Consider the following 24,635-nt stretch of genomic DNA (forward strand, 5'->3'; position numbering starts at 1 on the left):
TCGTGACCAGCAGCGTGACCAGCAGCGTGACCGGCAGCGGGACCGGCAGCGTGACCGGCAGCGTGACCGGCAGCGTGACCGGCAGCGTGGTGCTGGGCCCCTCGGGCCTGGTGGTGGACGGCGAGGAGAAGGCGCTGCTGTGCGCCTCCCTCTTCTCCTTCCGCCTGCCGCGCGAGGAGTGGGCGGCGCGGCTCGCCCAGGTGCGGGCGACGGGGTACGACGCCGTCGACGTCTATCTGCCGTGGAACTTCCACGAGCTCGAGCCCGGCCGGTGGGACTTCACCGGGCGGCGCGACGTCGGGACGTTCCTCGACCTCGCCCACGAGGCGGGGCTGCTCGTGGTCGCCCGCCCCGGGCCGTACATCTGCTCGGAGTGGGACGGCGGCGCGCTGCCCGCCTGGCTCACGCTCGAGCCGGGGCTGCGGCTGCGCCAGGCCGAGCCGCGCTACCTGGCCCGGGTGCGGGAGTGGTTCGACCAGGTGCTGCCGATCCTGGCCGCTCGCCAGCACGGCCGCGGCGGCAGCGTCGTGGCCGTGCAGCTGGAGAACGAGCTCGACTTCTTCGACTGCGACGACCGGGCGGGCTACGTCGGGGCGCTCGCGGCCACGGCGCGCGAGCACGGCATCACCGTGCCGCTCGTCGCGTGCGCCGGCCAGGGCGACCTGGTCGGCGCGACGGGCGGGGTCGACGGCGTGGCGCCGGCGTTCAACTTCTACCCGGACGACCGGTCGCCCCACGTCGAGGCGGAGGTGCGCCGCTACGCGGACCTCGTCGCCGACCGGGGGCTGCCGCTCCTGGTCACCGAGACGAACCGGCGGCACGTCACCCTGCGCCGGCTGCTGGTCAGCGGCGCGACGCTCCTCGCGCCCTACCTGCAGGCGTCCGGCTTCGACCTCGGGTACACGCCGTCGGTGGGGAACTGGGGCGACCCGGGCAGCTTCATGACGCACGACTACGACTTCGGCGGGTTCCTCTCGCCGGTCGGCGCCCCGCGCCCGGAGACGGCCCAGGCGCGCGTGCTGGCCGCCGTCGTGCGGACCCTCGGCCCGGCCCTGGCGCGCGGCGTGCCCCGGGCGGCGCCCGGCGCGTACGCGACGTCGGCGCCGACGAGCGCGTCGCCGTCGTGCCTCGGGCTCGACGGCGGCGGCTCGCTCCTCGGCGTGCCGAACCTCGGGGAGTCGTGGGCCGAGGCGCTGCTGCCGGTCGACGCCGAAGGCTCGGCGACCGTGGAGGTGGCGCTGCCGCCCGCGTCGTGCCTGCTGGTGCTGCGGGACCTGCCCCTCGGCCGGTTCGGGGCACCCGGGACGCTGCGCCTGTCGACCGCCGACCTCGTCGCGGCGGGACCCACCGGGCTCGAGCTCGCCGGCGAGGGCCGGGCGGTCCTCGTCCTCGAGGCGCACGACGGCCGCACGACGCTCGTGGAGCTGGCCGCGCCCGCACCAGGAGCGCCGGTCCGCGCGACCGCGCGTGCCGGCGACGACCGGTGGGAGGTCGTCCTGCGCCACCCGCAGGACGTGCCGGGGCCGGGGGAGAGCTCCGCCCCGCCCGTGCCCGCGGGGGACGTGGACGCCGACCCCGCGCAGGACGCGACGGTCCGCGTCACCGACGTGGCGCGGGCCGTGCGGCTCGACCTGCCCGTCCGCGACGGCCGACCCGAGGCGTACGACCTTCCGCCGGCGTCGGAGGAGGTCGGAGTCCACCGCGGCCGCACGCACTACGCGGCCGACGTCACCGGCGCCGCCGCGCTGCTGCTGGAGGGCGCGGGCGACATGGTCGACCTCGCCCTCGACGGCGTCGTCCGCCCGACCCTCGCGCGCTTCGGCGCGACGACGGTGGTGGCGACCGGCGGCGCGAGCCGGCTGACCGCGACCGTCGAGACCTGGGGCCACGCCAACTTCGACGACGCCCGGCTGCCCGGCCTGCGCGCCGGGTCGCTGCGCGGCCTCGGGCGGGTCTGGTCGGTCGCGGCCCGTGACGACGTGTCCGCGCACTGGAGCGTCGGGGGCGGGGAGCAGTGGGCGGGCGACCCGGCGCCGCTGCGCACGCTCGGCGGCTGGAGCAGCACGCGGGTCGGGCGGCCGGTCACGTACCGGCGGTCGCTGCCCGTGGACGGCGTCCGGCACCACGCCCTGCGCCTCGACGGCGTGCCCGGGGCGGTCGACGTACGGGTGGACGGCGCGCGGCGCACGGTGACGGCGGAGGACCCGTGGCTCCACCTGGCGCCCGGGGAGGGCGCGGACGTCGTCGTCACGCTGTCGCACACGCCGGGCGCGCTGAGCGGGGCGGAGCTGCTGCGCCTCGACCCCGTGCGCGGCTGGCAGGTCGAGGCGCAGCCGGACACGGCGCTCGTGGGGCTGGCCGCGCGGCCGGCCCCGGGCGCGGACGTGGGGCTGCCGCTGGACCTCGAGCCCGGCGACGAGGCGTGGTTCGACGTCGCGCTGCCGCCCGGCGGGTGGTCCCTGTGGTTCGCCGGCACCCAGGTGCGTGTGAGCGCCTTCGCGCACGGCGAGCTGCTCGGCCGGGTCTGGCTCGACGACCCCGCCGCGCCCCGGTTCTCCGGGGGCCGGCCGACCCGCCTCTGGCTTCCTGCGGCCTGGAACGAGGGCGGGCTACGCTTGCTCGTGCGCGCGACCGCCGGGCCGAACCGACCGCAGCTGGCGCGTCTTCGCACCGTCGCCACCCAGGAGTGACCATGGCAGTCGAGAGGCGGACGTCGCGCGACATCCGCAGCGAGTCCCGGCTGGACGTGATGCACGCCCTGCTGTCGGCCGAGGAGGCCACCCGCAACGAGCTGGCCCGCTCGACCGGGCTCAGCCCGGCCACCGTGGCCACCGTCGTCGGCGACCTGCTCTCCGAGGGCATCGTCACCGAGTCGCGGCTCAGTGCCGGCCGGGTCGGGCGGCCCACCGCCAGCCTGCGCATCAACGCCGACCGCGGCCGCGTGGTGGGCATCGACGTCGCGGAGACGTACGTGCGCGCGATCGTGTTCGACGCCGCCCTCGACGAGGTGGCGGCGGCCGAGACCCCGCGCGACGAGCACGAGAGCTCACCCGAGTACGTCGTCGAGGGCATCGGCCGAACCTTCGACGCCGCCCTCGCGAGGGCCGGCGTGGACGCCGCCGACGTCCTCGGCGTCGGGGTGGCCCTCCCCGGCATCGTGCAGCGCGCGTCGGGGGTCGCCGTCGTCGTCCCGCACTGGAGCTGGCGATCGGTCGAGCTGGACAGCCTGCGCGACCGGATCGGCGTGCCCCTGGTGCTCGACAACCCGCTCAAGGCGATCGCGACCGCGGAGCTGTGGTTCGGCACCGGCCGCGGGGCCGACTCGATGGTGACGGTGAACCTCGGCACCGGGGTCGGGGCGGGGATCGTCCTGGAGGGCCGCATCCTGCGCGGCGCGACCAACGCCGCGGGGGAGTGGGGGCACTCCCTGCTCGCGGTCGACGGCCGGCGCTGCCGGTGCGGGCGGAGCGGCTGCGTCGAGGCGTACGTCGGCGCGCCCGGCATCCAGCAGACGCTCCGCGAGATCGCGCCCGAGCACGCGCTGTGCGACCTGGACCTGCAGCGGGAGTTCATCCAGGCGCTCGCGAGGGCCAGCGCGGCGGACGCGCCCGACCCGGCGGTCGAGGAGACGCTCGCGACGACCGCGCGCTACCTCGGGTCCGCGCTCGCGGACCTGGTGGCGGTGGTGAACCCGGAGCGGGTGACCCTCACGGGCTGGACGACGTGGGCCATCGGCGACCGTCTGCTGCCGCTCGCCCGCGCGCGCCTGGTCGAGGAGGCGCCGGGGGTGTCCGCCGCCGGGCTGAGCCTGGAGATCTCGACGGTGCGGGGGAACTCGGTGGCCACGGGGGTCGCGATGATCGCGCTGGAGCGCTTCCTCGGCGACGTCGGCCTGGTCACGACCCGGGCCGCGATCGCGCTCTGACCGGGCCGGGCGTCACGGCCGTCGCGGCGCCGGACCGGTGCTCTCCCGCACGACGAGCCGTACGGGCACGGTCTCGTGCGTGCCGCTCAGGTCGACCTCGTCGCGCACCTGGCGCAGCAGCAGGTCGACCAGGCTGCTGCCGATGCGCGCGAAGTCCTGCTCCACGGTGGTCAGCGGCGGCCACAGGTGCTCGGCGAGGGTGATGCCGTCGAAGCCGACGACGGACACGTCGTCCGGCACCCGGCGCCCGGCCTCGTGCAGGGCGTGCAGCACGCCGGCCGCGGTCTCGTCGTTGGCGCAGAACACCGCGGTGACGTCGGGGTCGGTGGCCAGCTCGCGGCCGACGGCGTACCCGGTCCGGGCGGTCCAGTCGCCGTGCAGGGGCTCGGGGACGGCTCGGCCGCCGGCCTCGAGCGTGGCGCGCCAGGCGTCGATGCGGCTCCGGGCGGGCAGCGAGTCGTCGGGGCCCGCGACGTGGTGCACGGTGCGGTGACCGAGGTCCAGCAGGTGCTGCACGGCGAGGCGCGCGCCCTCCGTCTGGTCGGCGCGCACGGCGGGGTGCGTGCCGACGAAGCGCGAGTCGGAGACGACGACGGGCAGCTGCGCGGGCAGGGCGAGCGTGTCCGGGGTGGCGGACTCGGCGCGCACGATGACGAGCCCGTCGATCGCCTGGTGGGAGAGGCGGGTGACGGCCGCGGAGACGTCGTCGGGGGACGGGCTCTCGACGTCGACGATGGTGACGGTGTAGCCCTCCGCACGGGCGGCCTCGACGACGGCCTCGACGGTGCGCGACTCGCCCGTGCGGGCCAGCTGGTGCGCGATGACCCCGAGCGTGCGGAAGCTCCCGTACCGCAGCGCGCGGGCGGCGGTGTTGGGCGCGTAGCCCAGCTCGGCCATGGCGGCGAGCACGCGGTCGCGCGTCGCGGGCTTGACGTTGTCGAGCCCCATCGAGACGCGGGAGACGGTCTGCGAGGAGACGCCCGCGAGCGCCGCGACCTCGGCCATCGAGGGCGCCGTCCGGGGGCGTGCCCGCCCTCGGGTCTGCACGCCGGGCGCGCCGTTCGTCTCCACCATCGCCGCCTCTCGTGCCGCTTCTCGTGCGGCATCGCGTGACTCTGCCGACGCGCGGGGCTTGACATCCCCGGCGCCTCGCGACACTCTAGTCCGGCCATGATGTTTACGTAAACATTTGGCTCCGTCCTCCTGGGAGTTGCTTCGTGACCGCAGACGCTCCGGCATCCTCGCCGCCCGCCCCGACCGCCGTGCCCGCCGTGCGCCGCAGCCGTCGGCGCTGGACGGGATGGATGTTCGTCGGCCCGTTCATGCTGGTGTTCGCGCTGGTGTTCCTCGCCCCGATCGCCTACTCGCTGTACCTGTCGGTGTTCCGCACGCAGATGGTGGGCGGCACCACGTTCGTCGGGCTCGAGAACTACGCGCAGGCGCTCGCCGACCCGCAGTTCTGGGAGGGCCTCGGCCGCGTCAGCCTGTTCCTGCTGGTGCAGGTGCCGATCATGCTCGGCATCGCGCTGCTGGTCGCCCTCGCGATCGACAGCGGCCGGCTGTACGGCAAGAGCTTCTTCCGGATCTCGATCTTCATGCCCTACGCGGTGCCGGCCGTCGTCGCGGCCCTCATGTGGGGCTTCATGTACGGCACGCGCTTCGGCCTGGTGGGCAACATCAACGACGCCTTCGGCGTCAGCCTGCCGAACCCTCTGTCGCCGGACCTCGTCCTGGCGTCGATCGGCAACATCGTGACCTGGGAGTTCGTCGGCTACAACATGCTGATCTTCTACTCCGCGCTGCGCGTCGTGCCGCACTCGCTGTACGAGGCGGCGGAGATCGACGGCGCCGGCCAGTGGCGCGTCATCAGCGCCATCAAGCTGCCCGCCATCCGCGGCGCGCTCGTCATCGCGACGATCTTCTCGATCATCGGCAGCTTCCAGCTCTTCAACGAGCCCAGCATCCTGCAGTCGCTCGCCCCGAACGCCATCACGACGTCGTACACGCCCAACCTGTACGCCTACTCGCTGTCGTTCTCCGGCCAGCAGTACAACTACTCCGCGACCGTGGCCATCATCATGGGCCTGATCACCATGGTGATCGCCTACGTGGTGCAGCTGCGCGGCATGCGCAAGGAGGCGTGACCCGTGTCGACGCTGACCGCCCCCGCCCGTCCCGCCCCGAGGCTGCGCACCCCGCGCCACCACTCGGTGGCCCGGCCGCGCCGCAGCCCGCTGCTCACGGTGCTCACCGCCGTCGTGCTCGTGTACTCGCTGGTGCCGCTGGCCTGGCTGCTCATCAACGCGACCAAGACGCAGGAGGACCTGTTCTCCTCGTTCGGCCTCTGGTTCGGCGACTCGTTCTCGCTGTGGGACAACATCGTCACCACGCTGACCTACGACGACGGCGTCTTCGTGCGGTGGTTCGGCAACACCGTGCTGTACGTGGTCGTGGGCGCGGGCGGCGCGACGTTCCTCGCCATCCTGGGCGGCTACGCCCTCGCGAAGTTCGACTTCCCGGGCAAGCGCGGGGTGTTCGCGCTCGTCATCGGCGCGGTGGCCGTGCCCGGCACGGCGCTCGCCGTCCCGACCTTCCTCATGTTCAGCCAGCTGGGCCTGACGAACACCCCCTGGGCCGTGATCATCCCGTCGCTGATCTCGCCGTTCGGCCTGTACCTCATGTGGACCTTCGCGGCCGAGGCCATCCCCGGCGAGCTGCTCGAGGCGGCCCGGATCGACGGGGCGGGGGAGTTCCGCACCTTCTTCCGGGTGAGCCTGCCGCTGCTCGCGCCGGGGATCGTCACCGTGCTGCTGTTCACGATGGTCGCCACCTGGAACAACTACTTCCTGCCGCTGATCATGCTGCGCGACTCGTCCTGGTATCCCCTGACGCTGGGCCTGAACGCCTGGAACGCGCAGGCCGCCACCGCCGGCGGCGAGGCCATCTTCAACCTCGTCATCACCGGCGCGCTGCTGACGATCCTGCCGCTGGTCGCCGCCTTCCTGCTGCTGCAGCGCTACTGGCAGTCCGGCCTGGCCGCCGGGTCCGTCAAGGAGTGACCCCGTACCTCCCCGCGTATCCCCCGTCTGACAACGAAGTGAGGACCCCATGAACGCACGATCCCGCCACCTGGCGCGCGGTACCGCCCTCGCCGGCGTGCTCGCCCTCGGCCTGGCCGCCTGCGGCTCCGGCGACGACGGCGGCTCCGGCGGCGGCGACGCCGCGCCCGTCGACACCGCCGCCGTCCTCGAGAAGGGCGGCGAGATCACCGTGTGGGCGTGGGAGCCCACGCTGGAGCAGGTCGTGACCGACTTCGAGAAGAAGTACCCGAACGTCACGGTGAACCTCGAGAACGTCGGGACGGGCAACGACCAGTACACGGCCCTGCAGAACGCGATCTCGGCGGGCGACGGGGTGCCCGACGTCGCGCAGGTCGAGTACTACGCCGTGCCGCAGTTCGCCATCTCGGAGGCGCTGACGAACCTCGGCCCGCTCGGCGCGGACGACCTGGACGGCACGTTCAGCACCGGCCCGTGGAGCTCCGTGCACAGCGGCGACGGCGTCTACGGCCTGCCCATGGACTCCGGCCCCATGGCCCTCTTCTACAACGAGGACGTCTTCGAGAAGTACGGCGTCGACGTGCCGACCACCTGGGACGAGTACCTCGAGGCCGCCCGGACCATCCACGAGAAGGACCCGAAGGCGTACATCGCCAACGACATCGGCGACGCCGGCTTCACCACCAGCATGATCTGGCAGGCGGGCGGGCACCCGTACCAGGTCGACGGCACCGACGTGACGATCGACTTCGCCGGCGACCAGGGCACGCAGAAGTTCGCGGACGTGTGGCAGCAGCTGATCGACGAGGACCTGCTGGCCCCCGTCGGCTCGTGGAGCGACGAGTGGTACCAGGGCCTCGGCAACGGCACCATCGCGACGCTGACCATCGGCGCGTGGATGCCCGCCAACCTCGAGTCCGGCGTCCCGCAGGGCAAGGGCAAGTGGCGCGTCGCCGAGATGCCGCAGTGGGAGGCCGGGCAGCACGCCACCTCCGAGAACGGCGGCTCGTCGCTGACCGTGCCCGCCGCCAGCACGAACGCGGAGCTCGCCTACGCCTTCGTCGACTACGCCACGAACGGTGACGGCGTGCAGGCCCGCCTCGACGGCGGCGCGTTCCCGGCCACCACGGCCGACCTCGAGTCGGACGAGTTCCGCAGCGCCGAGTCCGAGTACTTCGGCGGCCAGAAGATCAACGAGGTGCTCGCCGACTCCGCGGCCAACGTCGTCGAGGGCTGGCAGTACCTGCCGTTCCAGGTCTACGCGAACTCGATCTTCAACGACACGGTGGGCCAGGCGTACGTCTCCGGCACCACGCTGACGGACGGCCTCGCGAAGTGGCAGGAGCAGTCCGCCACGTACGGCAACGGCCAGGGCTTCACCGTCAACAAGTAGTCCCGACGATCGTCTCTGTCGGTCAGCGTCCCGGACCGGATCCCTGACCGGCAGAGACGCTCGCGCCGCCCGGCGCGACCTCGCGCTCCTCGATCCCGGAGAGGTTTTCCGCCCCATGCCCACGTTCCAGATCGGCGAGCAGGACTTCCTGCTCGACGGCCGCGCCTTCCAGGTGATCAGCGGGGCGTTGCACTACTTCCGCGTGCACCCCGACCAGTGGGCGGACCGGATCCGCAAGGCGCGCCTGATGGGGCTGAACACGATCGAGACGTACGTGCCGTGGAACTTCCACGCGCCCGAGCCGGACGAGTTCGACCTCACCGGCCGCCGCGACCTGGGCCGCTTCCTCGACCTCGTCGCCGCGGAGGGGCTGCACGCGATCGTGCGGCCCGGGCCGTACATCTGCGCGGAGTGGGACGGGGGCGGGCTGCCCGCCTGGCTCTTCGCCGGCGGGAGCGCGGGGGTCCGGCGGCACGACCCCGCGTTCCTCGCGGCCATCGGCACCTACTACGCGCACCTCCTGCCGCTGGTGGCCGAGCGGCAGGTGACGCGCGGCGGCCCCGTGCTCCTGGTGCAGGTGGAGAACGAGTACGGCGCCTACCCGGGCGTGCCCGCCGACGAGCGCACCCGCTACCTGCGGGCGCTCGTCGACCTCACGCGGGAGCAGGGCATCGAGGTGCCCCTGTTCACGTGCGACCAGGCCGACGACGAGCACCTGTCGCTCGGCGGCCTGCCCGAGCTGCACAAGACCGCGAACTTCGGCTCGCGGTCGCTGGAGCGGCTCGCCGTGCTGCGGCGGCACCAGCCCACCGGGCCGCTGATGTGCACGGAGTTCTGGGACGGCTGGTTCGACTCCTGGGGGCTCGAGCACCACGTCACCGCGCCGGAGACCACGGCGGCGGACCTGGACGACCTGCTCGGCGCGGGCGCGTCGGTCAACCTCTACATGTTCCACGGCGGCACCAACCTGGGGCTGACCAACGGGGCGAACGACAAGGGCACGTACCTGCCCATCACCACGTCGTACGACTACGACGCCCCGCTGTCCGAGCACGGCGGCCCCACCGCGAAGTTCCACGCCCTGCGCGCGGTGATCGCCAAGCACGCGTCGGTGCCGGACGAGGTGCCCCTCGAGCCGGCCCCGGCACCGGAGCTCGACGTCGTCCTCGACCGGCGCGTGGCGCTCGACGCCGTCCTGGACCTGGTGTCCGGGCGGAGGTCGCGGACGTCGGCCCCGCAGCCCCCGACGATGGACGACCTGCGCCAGTGGTCCGGCTTCGCGCTGTACGGCACGAAGATCACGGCCGACGACGCCGTCCTGGTGGTCGAGGAGGTGCGCGACCGCGCCGTCGTCGCGCTCGACGGCGATCCGGTGGGCGTGCTCGACCGCACCGCCCACGCCTGGTCGCTGCCGCTGCCGCGGCGGGCCGGCACCCTGACGCTGCTCGTCGAGGACCGGGGGCGCGTCAACTACGGCCCCCGGATCGGCGAGCCCAAGGGGATCGTCGGGACGGTGCGCACCGCCACCCGCGAGCTCACCGACTGGGAGGCCGTGCCCCTGCGCCTCGAGGACGCCCCGGCGCTCCTGGACGACGCCCTGTGGGCGGCCGCGGACGACGCCGGCCGGCTCGACGGGCCGGTCGGCGGGCCCGTCGCCGGGCCGTCGTTCCACCGCGGCACGTTCGGCTCCGTGGCGGGCGTCGACCACTTCCTGCGCCTGGACGGCTGGACCCGCGGCCTCGTGTGGGTCAACGGCGAGCTGCTCGGCCGGTACTCGAGCCAGGGGCCCACGGGCACGCTCTACGTGCCCGGCCCGCTCCTGCGGACCGAGGGCAACGAGCTGGTGCTGCTCGAGCTGCACGGCGCCGCCGCACCCCGCGCGCGGTTCGTCGCGGCCCCCGACCTCGGCCCCACGGAGGCCTGATGGGGGCGCAGCCCGTGGACGACGCCGGCTGGCACGTCGCGTGGCCGCCGGCCGAGGGCGCCCGGCGCGCCCGGGACGTCTTCGCCCGGGCGTTCGGCGGCGACCCTGCCGGCGACCCGGTCGTCGGCGTGTGGTCCGCGCCGGGCCGCGTGAACCTCATCGGCGAGCACACCGACTACAACGCCGGGCTGTGCCTGCCCACCGCGCTGCCGCACCGCACGTACGTCGCGCTGCGGCCGCGCACCGACGACGTCGTCCGCCTCGCGTCGGCGCAGGCCGACGGCCTGTGGGAGGCGGACCTCGCCGACGTCGGCGCAGACGGGGGCGCGGCCGGCGGCGTCTCCGGCTGGGGCGCCTACCTGGCCGGGGTGGCGTGGGCGCTGCGCGAGGCCGGGCACGCGGTCGGCGGCTTCGACGCCGCCGTCGACTCCTGCGTGCCGTTCGGCGCCTCGTTGTCCAGCTCCGCGGCGCTGGAGAGCGCCGTCGCCGTGGCGCTGGACGACGTGCACGGGCTCGGCCTGGGCGGCTCCGTCGCCGGCCGGTCCCGCCTGGTCGAGGCGTCGGTCCGCGCCGAGAACGACGTGGCCGGCGCGGCGACGGGCGGGCTCGACCAGTCCGCCTCCCTGCTGTGCCGCGCGGGCGAGGCGCTGCTGCTCGACTTCCGCGCGGGCCTGCCGCCGGAGGAGCACGCCGTCCCGCTGCCGTGGGACCTGGCGTCGGCCGGGTTGGCGCTGCTCGCCGTCGACACCCGGGCGCCGCACCGGCTCGTCGACGGGCAGTACGCCGCCCGGCGCGCGTCGTGCGAGCGGGCGGCCGCGCTGCTCGGCCGCGACAGCCTGCGCGACGTCGGCCCCGTGGCCCTGGACGACGCCCTCGCCGCGCTGGCCCCGCACGACCCCGACGGCGTGCTGCGCCGCCGGGTGCGGCACGTCGTCACGGAGACGGCGCGCACGGCGGACGTGGCCGAGCTCGTGCGCGCCGGCGCGTACGAGCAGGTCGGGCCGCTGATGACCGCCTCCCACGTGTCGCTGCGCGACGACTTCGAGGTCACCGTGCCCGAGCTGGACCTGGCCGTCGACGCGAGCGTCGCCGCCGGCGCGCTCGGCGCCCGCATGACGGGCGGCGGCTTCGGGGGCTCCACGCTCGCGCTGGTGCGGGACGTCGACGTCGACGCCGTCGTCGCGCACGTCCGCGCAGCGTTCGCCGACGCCGGCCTCGCCGCGCCCGCGTTCCTCCTCGCCCCGCCGTCCGCCCCGGCCGGCCGCACCGACTGACCGCACCGACCGACCGCACCGACCTCACATCCGCACGAACCGACCCGCACGACCCGTCGCACGACCCCACCCATCGCACCGACGCGAGAGAGAGGTTCACCGATGAGCCCGACGAGAAGGCACCACCGACGAGGCATCGCCGTCGTCGCCGGGGCGGCGGGCGCGCTGCTCGCCTCCGGCCTGGCCCCGGCGTCCGCACAGCCCGCGACCTCCCCGGTCCCCGCCGCAGCGGCCGGGTCCGACGCCGCCGGCGTGACGGTCCGCCCCGACCCGTCGTACGCGGGGGAGCCGTTCGAGGGCTGGGGCACCAGCCTCGTGTGGTTCGCCAACGCCACGGGCGGCTACCCGGACGAGATCCGCGACCGGCTCGCCGACATGGTGTTCGGCGACGAGGGGCTGAACCTCAACATCGCGCGCTACAACGTGGGCGGCGGCAACGCCCCCGACGTGCCCGACTACCTGCGCGCGGGCGGCGCCGTCGACGGCTGGTGGAAGGCGCCCGAGGGCACCACCCGCGAGGACGTGGACTGGTGGGACCCGGCGGACCCGGACCACTGGGACGCGGACGCCGACGCCACCCAGCGCTGGTGGGTGGACCGCATCAAGGACGACGTCACGCACTGGGAGGCGTTCAGCAACTCCCCGCCCTGGTTCATGACCGAGTCCGGCTACGTGTCGGGCAACTTCGACGCGAACGCCGACCAGCTCAAGACCGCGAGCGTCGACGACTTCGCGCAGTACCTCGTGGGCGCCGTCGAGCGCCTCGAGGACGCGCACGGCATCGACGTCGACACGATCGACCCGTTCAACGAGCCGAACACGAACTACTGGGGCACCCAGCTCGGCGCGGACGGCAACCCGACCGGCGGCCGCCAGGAGGGCGCGCACATCGGCCCCGAGCTGCAGCAGCAGGTCATCCCGGCGCTCGCGGGCGCCCTCGACGGCTCCGGCACCGGCGCCGTGATCTCGGCGATGGACGAGACCAACCCCGGCCGCTTCGCCACCAACTGGAACTCCTACCCGGACGCCGTGCGCGACCAGGTGTCGCAGCTCAACGTGCACACGTACGGCACGGGCCAGCGCACCACGGTCCGCGACATCGCCAAGGGCGAGGACAAGCCGTTGTGGATGAGCGAGGTCGGCGGCTCCTGGTCGAGCACCGGGCAGGACTTCGAGTCCATGGAGTCCGGCCTGGGCAGCGCGCACCAGATCGTCGACGACCTGCGCGAGCTGGAGCCGTCCGCGTGGGTGTTCTGGCAGCCCGTGGAGGACTACGACAACATGGCGCCCGGCGGCGAGAGCCCCGAGGGCGGCAACTGGGGCGAGATCCAGCTCTCGTTCTCCTGCACCGCGGACGACACGCTCGAGACCTGCCCGATCTACACCAACACCAAGTACTGGGTCACCCAGAACTTCACGCACTACATCGCGCCCGGGGACCGGCTGGTCGGGGTGGACGACGCGGACAGCACCGCCGCGGTCTCGGCCGCGGGCGACGCCGCGACCGTCGTGCACGTCAACGACACGACGGCGTCGCGCGACGTCACGCTCGACCTGTCGGGCTTCGCGACCACGGCGGGCGCGACGGTCACGCCGGTGACCACCAGCACCGACGGGTACCTCGTCGAGGGCGAGCCGGTGGCCGTGCAGGACGCGGCGGCCACGGTCACCGTGCCGGCGGAGTCGGTGACGACGTTCGTCGTCGACGGCGTCTCGGGCGTCGCGGACGACGCGCCGCTGGCGCAGGACGGCCACGTCGTCCGGCTCGACGGGGCGCAGTCGGGCCGCTCGCTGGCACCTGACGGCGACGCCCTCCAGATCGCGACCGACGACCCGGCCGCGGCCGAGCAGCTCTGGACCCTCGAGGATCTCGGCGCCCCCGAGGGCTCGGGCTCGCACCGCACGCGGTACGCCGTGACGAACGTGGCCACGGGGCAGCAGCTCGCGGTGAGCGAGGACACCTCCGCGGTGCTCGCGGACGCCCCGGCCGACCCCGCCGACACCCCGGAGGCCGCGCGCTGGATCCTGTCCACCACCGGCGACGGCACGTACACGCTGGTCAACGCGTCGTCGCGCACCCTGCTCGAGGTGGGTGGCGAGGCCACGGCCGGCGGCTCGCCCGTCGGGACCTACCGGGCGACGTCCGGCGCCAACCAGCGCTGGGCCGTGGTCGACGAGACCGTGCTCGGCACCGAGCCGGTGGACGTGTTCACGACGCCGGGCGTCGCGCCGGTGCTGCCGGACGTCGTCACCCCCGTCCACCCGGGCGGCGCGCGCGGCGAGCTGCCGGTGACGTGGGACGTGCCCGGCGACGACGCGTGGGCGCGTGCCGGCACGGTCGAGGTCGGCGGCACCGTGCAGGTGCCGGCCGGCGGCACGGTCCAGGCGACAGCCACCGTGCTGGTCGACACGCTCGAGCGGACCGAGACGGCCCGCGCCGAGGCCTACGCGGGCGAGGCGGCGGCCGAGGTCGGGCTGCCCGCCACGGTGACCGCCGTCGCCGCCGGCGGCGGCGCGGTGCAGCGCCCGGTGACCTGGGACGACGTCCCCGCGGGCGCGTTCGACGAGCTCGGCGTGGTCGAGCTGACCGGGGCCGCCGACGACGGCGCGGGCGGCACGCTGCCCGCCACGGTGCGGGTGCTGGTCACCCCGCCGGGCGAGGCGAACGCCGCGCTCGCCGAGGGCACCTCGGCGGCCGCCACGTCCACCGAGCCCGGCTACCCGGCGTCGCGCGTCATCAACGGCGACACCTCCGACAAGGGCTGGTCCAACTGGCGCCCCGACGCCAAGAACCCCGAGGACACGCTCACCGTGACGCTGCCGGGCGCGCGCGACGTCACCGGCGTCGTGACGCGGTTCTTCCGGGACGGCTCGCACCGGAGCTGGGCCACCGACGTCGCCGTCGAGGCGCGCGTCGACGGCGCCTGGCGGGCCGTCGGCGAGGCGTCGACCGACGACGGGACGCTCGTGGCCGAGGTCCCCGCGGACGTGCGCGCGGACGCGGTGCGCGTGGTGATGACGGCGCACCCGGACACGCACCTGATCGTCAGCGAGGTCGAGGTGCTGGCGAAGGTGCCCGGCGACGCCGAGCCCGCGTGGGACGCGAAGGCGACCTACGACGACGGCGACGTCGTCTTCCACCAGGGCGGGCAGTTCGCCGCCACCTGGTGGACGCGCGGCCAGGAGCCGGGCACCTCCGCGAGCGGGCCGTGGCAGGAGCTCGTCCGCGCCGGCGACGGCACGGCGGTCTGGACGGGGTCGCGGATCTTCGACGACGGCGACGTCGTGGTGCACGACGGCGCGCGGTACGAGGCGCGGTGGTGGACCCGCGACCAGGAGCCGGGCACGTCGAAGCACGGGCCGTGGAAGGTCGTCGCGGCCGGCCGGTGAGCACCGCCCGTGCCCGTCGTCGCGCGTCCACGACGCGCGGCGCGTACGGTCTGACCAGGCGGGACTTGTGAGGGGGAGAGCCGGTGTCCGACGACACTTTCCGTGCGCTGGTGCTCGAGGACGACCCTGATTCGGCGGAGTTCGTCCGCATCGCGCTCGCGCGGTACGGGGGGATGCACGTCGACATCGCCACGGACGCCGAGGAGGCTCTGGCCGCGCTGAGACGCTCGACCTACGACGTCCTCGTGAGCGACATCCAGCTCCCGGGGCGCTCCGGGCTGGACATCCTGCCCGAGGTCCGGGCGATCGACCCCACCCTGCCGATCATGATCGTCACCGCGTTCCCGACCGTGACGCACGCCGTCACCGCCCTGCGGGAGGCCGCCGACGACTTCCTGGTCAAGCCGGTCGCGGCGTCCACGGTGGTGGAGCGGGCCACCGAGCTCGCGCAGCGCGCCCGCCGGGAGCGGGAGTCGTCGCGGCAACGGGTCCTGGCGGTCGGCGCCCACCCCGACGACGTCGAGATCGGGGTGGGCGCCACCCTGGCGGCCCACGGCGCGGTGGGGGACGAGCTGGTGATCCTCACGCTCTCGGGCGGCTCGGTGGGCGGTCTGGCCGCGGAACGGCACGAGGAGGCGCTCGCGGCGGCGGACGTCGTCGGCGCGCGGCTGGTGCACCTCGACTTCCCGGACACCCAGATCGACCCGGCCGCTGGCGTGATCGGGGCGATCGAGGAGGTCGTCGCCGAGGTCGACCCGCACCGCGTGTACACGCACAGCGCGAACGACCGGCACCAGGACCACCGGGCGGTGAACGGGGCGGTGCAGATCGCGGCACGCCAGGTGCCCAGCCTGTGGTGCTTCCAGAGCCCGTCCTCGACCGTGGCCTTCGCCCCGAACCGGTTCGTGGACGTCGACGGCTTCGTCGAGGTGAAGCTGCGGATGCTCGCGGCCTACGTGTCGCAGGCCCACCGCGAGTACATGCAGCCGGACGTGGTGCGAGCGACCGCGCGGTACTGGGCGCGGTTCAGCCCGGCGCGCGAGGTCGAGCCCCTGGAGACGGTCCGGGCCAGCGAGACGCTCGCCCGGTCGTCGGCCGTGCGTGCGACGCCCGCCGTGGACGGGCAGGACTCGGGCGCCCCGGTCGACCTGTCCTCGCTGCTGACCCCGCGGGCCCCCGCCGCGCACCAGAACGTCCGGCGGGGCGGGGCGGGGGCGGGCCCCTGATGACCCGAGACCTGGTCCACCGTCTCGGTCGGACGTCTGACCGGGTCTGGGGCGCGTGGTTCGCCGACGAGGCCGTGGGGCTGCGGCAGCTTCCGCTCACCGTCTCGTTCCTCGTGGTGCTGGTGATCATGCGCATCAGCGGGATCGACGGGGACCCGGTGTGGCTCACGCTCGCCGTGGTCCTGGTCGTCGCGGTGCAGCTGGCGGGCAGCCTCGGGCGCTGGGACCGGTGGTCGCCGGGCTGGCGATGCGTGCTCCCCCTGACGCAGATGGTGGCGATCGGTGCGCTGGAGGTCGGCTCCGGCCTGATCCTGGCGAGCTTCGACGCGCTGCTGTTCCTCCCGGTCGTGAGCCTGGCGCTGCAGCGGGAGGCCTGGGGGCTGGTGCTGGCGATGGGCGGCTCGGTGCTGGTCCTGTTCGGCCCGATGATGATGCCGGTCACGGCCGTCGAGCGGGTCCATCCCGCCATGCACGCGCTGGTGGTGCTGCTGGTGCTCGGCCTGGTGGCGGTCGGGACGCACGGCTTCGTGGGGGTGGCGCGCGGCCAGGCCCAGGAGCTGGGTCGTGCGCGCGACGAGCTCGCTACCGCGGCGCGGCACCTGCGCGAGTCCCGGGACGACCTGCGGGGCATCATGGCCGCCGCGACGGAGCAGGGCTTCGTGGCGACCGACGTCTCGGGCAGGATCGTCTGGGCCAGCCCGGGCACCGTGCGGGTGCTCGCGCGCGCCGAGGAGGACCTGATCGGCCTCGACGTCTCGCAGCTCGTGGAACCGGCGGCCATCGCCGCGCGGCTGGCCGAGGCGGACGGCCCCGGCACGGGACGAGCCCCGGACAGGGTCGCGGCGAACCGGGTCGTGCTGGGTACCGCGGTCACGGGAGCCACCCACGTCGCCGAGTGGCCCGTGATGCTGCCCGACGGGGAGCGCCGGTACCTCGAGCTCACCGTGACCGAGCGATCCGCGCTCGCCGGGGCCGCGTCGGACCTCCCCGCGGGCTTCCTCGTCGTCGCCACCGACGTCACCGCCCGCCACGAGGAGGAGCGCATCCAGGACGAGTTCGTCGGGCTCGTGAGCCACGAGCTGCGGACTCCGCTCGGGTCGATCCTGGGGTACGTGGACCTGCTGCGGCTCGAGGAGGACCGGCTGGACGACGAGCAGCGGCACTACCTGGGGGTCGTCGAGCGCAACGCGCGACGGCTGAGCGCGCTCATCGACGACCTGCTGACCAGCGCCCAGATCGTCGCGGGTCGTCAGGTGCTCGAGGGGCACGAGCTGGACGTCGTCCAGGTCGTCCGTGACGCCGTCGAGAGCGAGCGCCCGGCGGCCGAGGCCGCCGGGATCGAGGTGGTGGTCGAGGGAGACGCCGTCGTCCCGCTCGTCTCCGACCCCCACCGTCTGGGCCACGTGGTCGAGAACCTGCTCAGCAACGCGGTGAAGTACAGCGACCGGGGCTCCCAGGTCAAGGTCTCCGTGACGAGCGGGGCGACGCCCACCGGGTCGCACCTGGCGCGCCTGCTCGTGGCGGACGCGGGGATCGGCATCCCGGCCGACGAGCTCGACCGCGTCACCCAGAGGTTCTACCGCACCCGCAACACCCGACGGCGACGCGTGCGCGGCGCGGGCCTCGGGCTCGCGCTCGTCGACCGGGTCGTGCACGACCACGGCGGCGTGATGTCGATCCGCAGCGTGCCGGGTCAGGGGACCGAGGTGGACGTCACCCTCCCGGACCTGCCGACGCGCTAGGCGCTGCGCCGCCCCAGACCCGGGCCAGCGTCGCCCGGTGCGCCGGGGACAGGTGCGAGAGCGGCGTGACGTTCACGTCCCCGACGCCGTGGGTGGTCGCGGCCCGGAGCGTCGCGGCCATGCGCTCCGGCGAGATCGCCTGGGGCGGGTCGGCGTCCGCCGAGGCCGCCCACAGACCGACGGAGACCGTGAAGCGGGACATGTCGAAGCCTGCCGACTGCAGCGCCGCCGTGACCCGCTCGACGTCCGCGGGAGTGCGTGCCCTGGCCCCGACGTACGCCCAGACGACCAGGCGGTCGGCGGACCGCAGGAGGATCTCGTAGTCGTGTCCGCTCGCGGGCGCACCGGCGGCAGGGTCGTCCCAGCCGACGCGGACGTCCATCGCGAGCTCGATCTGCTCGCCCTGGCCGTCGCGCACGCCGTCGAGACCGGCGCGCATCCGGGCCAGCAGCCCGGCCAGCACCTCCGACCGCCACGTGCCGAGCTCGGGGTCGTCCTCGTCGATCTGGCCGTCGGCGTCCCGCGGCCAGTCGTCGGCGCCCGTCATCTCGCGGTAGAGGGCGAGGTCGTCGTCGCCGAAGCTGTAGAAGTTGAGGAAGAGCTCGGTGACGGCGATCCGACTGGGGTTGTAGCGCTCACCGAGATCGGTGACGTACTCGACGAGCCGGTCTCCCACCTCGCCCGTGGCGAGCTCCGAGGCCGACGCGCGGTAGGGGGAGGGGGTGCCCTTGGCCGAGACCCCGGCGATCGACGGGTCGGACTTGATCCACTCGGGGACGTAGGCGTCGACGATGAGCCCGATCTCGCGCGGCGTGCCGTCGGCGGTCCTCTGCAGCGCGCGGGCAGCGCGCGACAGGTGGTCGCTGCCGGGCTCGGCCGCGACCTCCGGGTGAGCGGGCCAGTCGAACGCCGTGAACTCGACCCGTCCCGCGTTGAGGTCGACGCCGTTGGCACCCACGGCGTCGAGGTGCCGGTCGATCGCCGCCCAGTCCGTGTCGGGGTCGGTCACGATGCCGAAGTCGACGCTGACGGAGCGCTCCTGCTCGGGGGTGACGGTGGGCCGCATGGTCGGCGGCACGTCCTCCCACGGTCGCGCGAGGAGCACGGCGGCTCCGACGGCGACGCCGAGCGTGGCGACGACGGTCAGGAGCCAGGGCCATCGTCGTCGACGAGCCCGCGCACCGACACCGTCCCGCTCCGGTCCAGCTTGTTCCATCGGTTCTCCGCGTTCCCCAGCTCCAGTCGCGCGGCGTCGAGCACGACGAAGGTCATCATCAGCGAGTAGACGGGCCACAACGGGAGGGTCCACAGCTGCCGGAGGTCCCCGGGTGCCCGGTCCAGGAGGACCGCGAGCAGCAGCAGCGCGAGCGACAGCGGCAGGCCGAGCAGGAGCACCCATCCCCACCAGGACGACGGCACCCACGAGGGCCCGTCGACGAGCACGAGGACCGCGAGCGCGATCATGGCCAGCACCTGCACGAACGGCGCGACGACCTGGGCCGCGGTGTTGTACAGCAGGTACACGCCGAACGCACCGTAGCGCGGGTTGCCGACCATCGAGCGGTGCATGGAGGTCACCTGGAGGAGACCGCGGGCCCACCGGACGCGCTGGCGCCACAGGCCGCGCAGGGTCGACGGGGACTCGGCGTAGACGAGGGCGTCGGGCGCGAACGTCACCCGGTAGCCCGCCCGCGCGACGCGCCATGTCAGCTCGAGGTCCTCGCCGAGGGTGTCGGTGTGCAGCGCACCGACGCGGTCGAGCACGTCCCGCCGGAACGCGCCGATGTTCCCCGACACGATCGGCAGGCACCCCAGGACGTCGAGCGCACGGCGCATGAGCCCCGTCCCGACGTGGCTGATGAGGGACAGCAGCCGGGTGAGGACGCGGTCGAGGTTGACGGGCCGGTCGTTCCCGCACACGGCGCCGACCCGGTCGTCGCGGAACCCGCGCAGCAGCCGCGTCACCGTGTCCGGCCGGAACAGGCCGTCCGCGTCGACGAGGACCAGGACGTCGCCCCGCGCCGCCGCGATCCCCGTGTTGAGCGCCGCCCCCTTGCCGGCGTTGTCCTGGCGCAGGGCTCGCACCTGGGGGTGCTCCGCTGCGAGCCGTTCCATGCACACCAACGTGTCGTCGGACGAGCCGTCGTCGACGCACACGATCTCCAGCGAAGGGTGCTCGCTGCGCAGCACGGAGCGCACGCAGTTCTCGATCACCACGGATTCCTCGTACGCCGGCACGACGACGCTCACCATGGGCGCCTCGGGGAACATCGGGCCGCAACCCGCCGGGCCGGGGTCGTCGCGGCGGCGCCGGGCCTCGAACACGAGAGCAGCGGGCACGAACGCGAGGCGGACCAGCCCGACCACCAGCAGCGAGAGCCCGAGCACCAGGACGAGCGCGACGAGGACGGACGTCACGGCGCGACCCGATCGCTCGTCGAGGGCCACTCGTCGAGGACCGCGTCGAGCACCTCCGGTGCGGCCGCCGAGACGGCGCCGAACCGGGCGTTGACCTCGAGGACCACGGGCGTGCCGTCCGCGAGGAGCCGGACGTCCACGTCGAGCGGGCCGACGAGGTCGAGCGCCTCCGCGGTGCGGGAGGCGAGCTTCGCGACGTCGTCCGCCGTCCCGGTGGCCAGCCGTTCCACCGCGGTGGCGTTGCCCACGCGTCCCTCCTTGCGGCCCGTCTTCTCGAGCACGACGACGACGCAGCGACCGTCGACGGGGGAGCGGTACACCTGGGGGCTGTACTCGGTGCCTGGGGCGAAGGCCTGCACCACCCACGACGCGTCCGTGCTCGCCCAGACCGGGTCGTCAGGGTCCTCCACCACGTGCACGCCCCGCCCGCCGCGGGCGACGCGCGGCTTGACGACGACCGGTCCGTCGGCCCACGCCAGGGCCTCGGCCGCCGAGCCCAGCGCGTCGGCGGGCAGGTGCCGGGGGACGGAGACCCCGTGCCGTTCGAGCGACCACATCGTGAGGAGCTTGTCCGCGGCGACGGCGGTGGGGCCCGGCGCCGACAGCACGACCGACGTCCCGAGCCCGGCCGCCCCCGCGAGCACCGCGAGCCGTGGCAGCTCGTCGGAGACGGTGGGCACGACCAGACGGGGACGGTGACGGCGCAGCAGGTCGAGAGTCGCCGCGTCGTAGGCGGGGTCGGCCGCCGCGGGCACGGCTTCGACCACGTCGTAGCCGGTGCCCGCGGCCGGTGCCAGGTCGACCCCCACCACCCGCCGGAGGTCCGTGTCGGCGCGGCGTGCGAGCTGAGGGCCGAGCGCCCTGCCCGCGGGCCCGGCCGCTCCGGTCACCAGGATCGTGTGCAGCCGTGGCGCGTCACCCATGCTCGGATCGTAGGGGCCCGTCTGCGTCGATGCAGCCGGGAGCGCCCTGCGCGGTCGGGTCGAGCGTCAGAGAGCGCGCGCGGCCAGGGCGTCGCAGTCGTCCAGGGTGCCGCCCTCGTAGCCGACGGTGAACCACCGCACCCGCTGCTCGGAGGTGCCGTGGGTGAAGCCCTCCGGGCTGATCTGGCCGGTGGCCCGCTGCTGGATGCGGTCGTCCCCGACCGCTGCGGCAGCGTCGAGCGCCTGGCGCAGCTCGGCGGAGGAGACCGGGTCGAGGAACGTCACGCCCGTGTCGGGGTCGACCTCGGTCGCGGCGGAGCCCGCCCACATGCCGGCGAGGCAGTCGGCCATGAGCTCGATGCGCACGGAGTCGGACTCGGGCCCGCTGCCGCGCCGGTCGGCGGCGTCCATGGCGCCGGTGAGCTGCTCGACGTGGTGGCCCACCTCGTGCGCCACGACGTACTCCTCGGCGAGCGGCCCGCCCTCGGCGCCGAACTGGGAGCTCAGCTGGTCGAAGAACGCGACGTCGACGTACACCGTCTGGTCCGGCGGGCAGTAGAAGGGGCCCGTCGCGCTGGTCGCGGCCCCGCACCCCGTCGTCGTCGACCCGGAGAAGCTCTCCACCGACGGCAGCGCGTACTCCACGCCGGCCTGCTGCGGCAGCACGCGCTCCCAGTAGGCGTCGAGCGACTGCACGGTGGCCGAGAGCCGGCACTCGCGGTCGGTGTTCGCCTGCTCGGCCGTGCACGCCTCGACGTACTGCTCCTGCCCGTCGCCCGCGGGCGCCCCGGCGTCCTGGACGGCGCCGCCGAGGGCGCCGGTGAGCTGGCCCAGGTCGCCGCCGCCGAGGAACACGGCCAGCAGCGCGACGACGATGGCGCCGATGCCGCCGCCGACGACCGCGCCGCGGCGTCCGCCCCCGCCCTTGCGGACCCGGCCACCCTCGAACTCGCCGCCCTCGTTGAAGGTCACGGGACCACGCTAGGCCGGGGTCTGGGCGATCGCGCGGGAAGCGGCCGCGCGGAAAACAGCGGGCCGGGGCGCCGCCCGCTCCGTAGGGTGCGGGCATGCTCGCGACGATGCCCACGGGAATGACCGGTACGGTGCTCGCCCTCGGCGGCGGCGGATTCTCGATGTCGGACGACGGCTCCTCCGCGATCGACGACCATCTGCTCGACCTCACCGGCAAGGACACCCCGAGGGTCTGCTTCGTGCCCACCGCGAGCGGCGACGACAACGGGTACGCGCGCCGCTTCGAGGAGGCGTTCGCCGGTCGGGCCCGGACGTCGGTGCTGTCGCTCTTCTGCCACGAGCCGTGGGGGTACGCCGACCCGGAGATGCTGCTCGAGCAGGACGTCGTGTACGTGGGCGGGGGCTCGACGGCGAACCTGCTGGTCGTCTGGCGTCGGCACGGCCTGCCCGACCTGCTCGCCCGCGCCGCGGCGCAGGGGACGGTCCTCGCCGGCATCAGCGCCGGGATGAACTGCTGGTTCGAGTCCTCCTCGACCGACTCGTTCGGCCCCCTCGCGCCGCTCGACGACGGGCTCGGGTTCCTGCCCGGCAGCGCCTGCCCGCACTACCTGGGCGAGGCGGACCGCCGCGACGCCTACCTGGGCTGGGTGTCGTCCGGGGCGCTCGCGGAGGGGTACGCGGTGGACGAGTACGCCGCCCTGCGGTTCGTCGACGGCGTGCCCGTCGAGGCCGTGAGCGAGCGACCCGACCGCCCCGTCCTGCGCGTCGAGCGCGACGGCGACGGTGCGCGCGAGGTGCCGTTTGACGTGCGACGCCTCCCCGGGGCGTGACGGGACGTCGCCGCCCGGCTCCTCAGTACTCCGTCGGCGTCTCCACCGACTGCCAGTGCCACGGCTCGGGCAGCCGGCCGTCGGGCTCGGCCCAGCCCGGGTGGGTCCAGCCGTGCTCCTCGGCGTGCTTCTTGAGCCAGGCGTAGCGCGCGCCGTCGAACCCCTCGGGGCCCATGGAGATGTCGACGGCGGTGCCCAGGCCGTGGTTGGAGCAGCCGGGCGGCGCGGCCAGCGGGTTCGGGTCGTCCGGGTGGTACACCTCGACCTGCTGGTCGTAGCTGCGGTAGGCGGAGTTCACCGTCAGGTGCTGGCCGAACTCGGCGCGGTAGGCGGCGTCGAGCGCCACCAGCCCGTCCAGGACGTCCGCGCGCACGGAGTGCTGCGGCGCCCACGGGATCGGCGCGAGCTTCGTCGCCGAGATCTTCCCGGCCTCCGGGAACCACACCTGGTCCGGCTCGGGGCAGACGACGGCGTCCTGCGCCGTCAGGAGGTCCGTGGTGGCGTCCGCCAGGTCGGCGCGCAGCGCGGCCAGGTCCGCCGCGGCGGACTCGAGCTCCGTGAACGACGCGGTGGCGATCCGGTCGTCCTGGGTCTCGGCGGTCAGCTCGTCCGCGGTGCCGAGCGCGTCGCGGGACGACGCGCGCACCCTCTCGCCGGCGTCCCGCCCGCTCTCGGCGAGCTCGTCGGTCGCGGCCAGCACGCGGTCGGCGCGACGCGCCACCGGGGCGAGCGCGTCGCGCGCGTCGGCGGCCTGCGTGCGGGCGAGGACGAGCCGCGAGGCCTCCACCGCCTCGACGTCGCCGTCGAGCCGCGTCGCGAGCGCGGGCGCGTCGCCGGGCATCCGGTCCAGGACCGGCGTCGCGTCGAGCAGGGCGCGGGCCTCGTCGATCGTCGCGGCGAGGTCGTCGCGGACGCCGGCGTCGGCCACCCGGTCGGCGGAACCGTCGAGGGCGTCCTGCGCGACGACGACGCGCGCGGAGAGCTCCTGGGTCTCGGAACGCAGCACCCAGGCCAGGGTGCCGCCGCCCGCGGCGAGCGCGACGACCAGCACCACCGGGACCGCGACACGCGCCCCCCGTCGTCGGCCCCCGGTCTCGGCGCGCACGTGCCGCAGCGAGAGGTCGACCCCGCGCGGCCGGGGGCGGGTCAGGGCGATCAGCGCCCCGCCCACCACGGCCCCCGCGGCGTACCACGCCAGGTCGGTGGGCGTGAACGCCGCGCCGAGCACGTACCGCGTGAGCGGGAACCGCGCGACCACCTGGGCCGGGACGTCGGTCAGCCAGGCCGCCTCGATCCCCGCGCACACGACGAGCCCGACGACGCCGGCCACGACGGGGCGCGTGCGCGGGGCGAGGAACGCGACGAGCAGCACGACGAGCGTCGCGTAGAGGGCGTCCCCGAGCGGCCCGCCGACCGCGGGCGGGAGCAGGGCGCGGCCACCGAGGCCGGCGAGGACCACGGCGACGGCGAGGACGGCCGTCGTCGGGCGAGGGGCGCGGTTCACGCGCGAACCTTACCGAGCCCGGCGGGGGTGTGACCTAGGTCGTCGTGGGCCGGAC

At 74.7% G+C, this 24,635-nt stretch carries 17 protein-coding genes; 11 read left to right on the top strand and 6 right to left on the bottom strand.

Translation table 11 applies throughout. From position 1 onward, the window contains the following. The first annotated feature begins 2 nt into the window (after window positions 1-2). Together ACFCZN_RS05415 and ACFCZN_RS05420 are read left to right on the top strand one after the other, a co-directional pair. Complete coding sequence (locus ACFCZN_RS05415) at window positions 3-2,690, top strand: beta-galactosidase (protein ID WP_430556085.1); 2,688 nt, start codon at window positions 3-5, stop codon at window positions 2,688-2,690. A 2-nt stretch (window positions 2,691-2,692) separates the two neighbouring features. Further along, window positions 2,693-3,925, top strand: a complete 1,233-nt coding sequence (locus ACFCZN_RS05420; protein ID WP_430556086.1) for an ROK family protein — start codon at window positions 2,693-2,695, stop codon at window positions 3,923-3,925. 12 nt (window positions 3,926-3,937) lie between these two features. On the opposite strand, the gene ACFCZN_RS05425 is transcribed toward ACFCZN_RS05420, so the two are convergent. Continuing rightward, complete coding sequence (locus tag ACFCZN_RS05425; RefSeq protein ID WP_430556087.1) at window positions 3,938-4,999, bottom strand: LacI family DNA-binding transcriptional regulator; 1,062 nt, start codon at window positions 4,997-4,999, stop codon at window positions 3,938-3,940. 230 nt (window positions 5,000-5,229) lie between these two features. On the opposite strand from ACFCZN_RS05425, the gene ACFCZN_RS05430 reads away from it, so the two are divergent. The 8 genes from ACFCZN_RS05430 (at window position 5,230) to ACFCZN_RS05465 (ending at window position 17,933) form a co-directional block, all read left to right on the top strand. Further along, on the top strand, window positions 5,230-6,069 hold the full coding sequence (locus tag ACFCZN_RS05430; RefSeq protein WP_429763782.1) for a carbohydrate ABC transporter permease: 840 nt from the start codon (window positions 5,230-5,232) through the stop codon (window positions 6,067-6,069). A 3-nt stretch (window positions 6,070-6,072) separates the two neighbouring features. After that, window positions 6,073-6,984, top strand: coding sequence for a carbohydrate ABC transporter permease (locus ACFCZN_RS05435; RefSeq protein ID WP_429763272.1), 912 nt, complete (start codon window positions 6,073-6,075; stop codon window positions 6,982-6,984). A gap of 49 nt (window positions 6,985-7,033) precedes the next feature. Further along, window positions 7,034-8,377 carry an ABC transporter substrate-binding protein gene (locus ACFCZN_RS05440; RefSeq protein ID WP_429763273.1) on the top strand — a complete coding sequence of 448 codons (1,344 nt, stop codon included), beginning with the start codon at window positions 7,034-7,036 and terminating at the stop codon, window positions 8,375-8,377. Window positions 8,378-8,492: 115 nt separating this feature from the next. Beyond that, window positions 8,493-10,301 carry a beta-galactosidase gene (locus tag ACFCZN_RS05445; protein WP_430556088.1) on the top strand — a complete coding sequence of 603 codons (1,809 nt, stop codon included), beginning with the start codon at window positions 8,493-8,495 and terminating at the stop codon, window positions 10,299-10,301. Then, complete coding sequence (gene galK, locus ACFCZN_RS05450) at window positions 10,301-11,575, top strand: galactokinase (RefSeq protein WP_430556089.1); 1,275 nt, start codon at window positions 10,301-10,303, stop codon at window positions 11,573-11,575. The genes ACFCZN_RS05445 and galK overlap by 1 nt, the downstream gene beginning before the upstream one ends. A 102-nt stretch (window positions 11,576-11,677) precedes the next feature. Beyond that, window positions 11,678-14,965 carry an RICIN domain-containing protein gene (locus ACFCZN_RS05455; protein WP_430556090.1) on the top strand — a complete coding sequence of 1,096 codons (3,288 nt, stop codon included), beginning with the start codon at window positions 11,678-11,680 and terminating at the stop codon, window positions 14,963-14,965. Window positions 14,966-15,048: 83 nt separating this feature from the next. Then, the gene (locus ACFCZN_RS05460; RefSeq protein WP_430556091.1) at window positions 15,049-16,191 is read left to right on the top strand and encodes a PIG-L family deacetylase; all 1,143 of its coding nucleotides are present in this window, start codon (window positions 15,049-15,051) and stop codon (window positions 16,189-16,191) included. Then, entirely contained in the window at window positions 16,191-17,933 is a 1,743-nt protein-coding gene (locus tag ACFCZN_RS05465) for an ATP-binding protein (RefSeq protein WP_430556092.1), read from the top strand. Before ACFCZN_RS05460 ends, ACFCZN_RS05465 begins: the two co-directional genes overlap by 1 nt. Here the strand turns inward: ACFCZN_RS05465 and ACFCZN_RS05470 are convergent. The 4 genes from ACFCZN_RS05470 to ACFCZN_RS05485 all read right to left on the bottom strand — a co-directional run bounded on the left by ACFCZN_RS05470 (window position 17,905) and on the right by ACFCZN_RS05485 (window position 22,246). Further along, a complete protein-coding gene (locus ACFCZN_RS05470; RefSeq protein WP_430556093.1) occupies window positions 17,905-19,149 on the bottom strand; it encodes a hypothetical protein in 1,245 nt (414 codons plus the stop codon). The genes ACFCZN_RS05465 and ACFCZN_RS05470 overlap by 29 nt on opposite strands. Further along, window positions 19,077-20,351 (bottom strand): glycosyltransferase, encoded by a 1,275-nt coding sequence (locus ACFCZN_RS05475; protein ID WP_430556094.1) that lies wholly within the window; start codon window positions 20,349-20,351, stop codon window positions 19,077-19,079. Before ACFCZN_RS05475 ends, ACFCZN_RS05470 begins: the two co-directional genes overlap by 73 nt. Beyond that, a complete protein-coding gene (locus ACFCZN_RS05480) occupies window positions 20,348-21,274 on the bottom strand; it encodes an ATP-grasp domain-containing protein (RefSeq protein WP_430556095.1) in 927 nt (308 codons plus the stop codon). Before ACFCZN_RS05480 ends, ACFCZN_RS05475 begins: the two co-directional genes overlap by 4 nt. A gap of 66 nt (window positions 21,275-21,340) precedes the next feature. Then, window positions 21,341-22,246, bottom strand: a complete 906-nt coding sequence (locus tag ACFCZN_RS05485) for a neutral zinc metallopeptidase (RefSeq protein ID WP_430556096.1) — start codon at window positions 22,244-22,246, stop codon at window positions 21,341-21,343. A gap of 95 nt (window positions 22,247-22,341) precedes the next feature. Here ACFCZN_RS05485 and ACFCZN_RS05490 point away from each other — a divergent pair, with 95 nt between their 5' ends. Then, the gene (locus ACFCZN_RS05490; RefSeq protein WP_430556097.1) at window positions 22,342-23,076 is read left to right on the top strand and encodes a Type 1 glutamine amidotransferase-like domain-containing protein; all 735 of its coding nucleotides are present in this window, start codon (window positions 22,342-22,344) and stop codon (window positions 23,074-23,076) included. Between the two features lie 22 nt (window positions 23,077-23,098). On the opposite strand, the gene ACFCZN_RS05495 is transcribed toward ACFCZN_RS05490, so the two are convergent. Beyond that, a complete protein-coding gene (locus ACFCZN_RS05495; RefSeq protein WP_430556098.1) occupies window positions 23,099-24,580 on the bottom strand; it encodes a DUF2809 domain-containing protein in 1,482 nt (493 codons plus the stop codon). Window positions 24,581-24,635: the final 55 nt, after the last annotated feature.

The organism is Isoptericola sp. NPDC056134 (genome assembly GCF_042264825.1).
GTDB classification, from domain to species: Bacteria; Actinomycetota; Actinomycetes; order Actinomycetales; family Cellulomonadaceae; genus Isoptericola; species Isoptericola nanjingensis.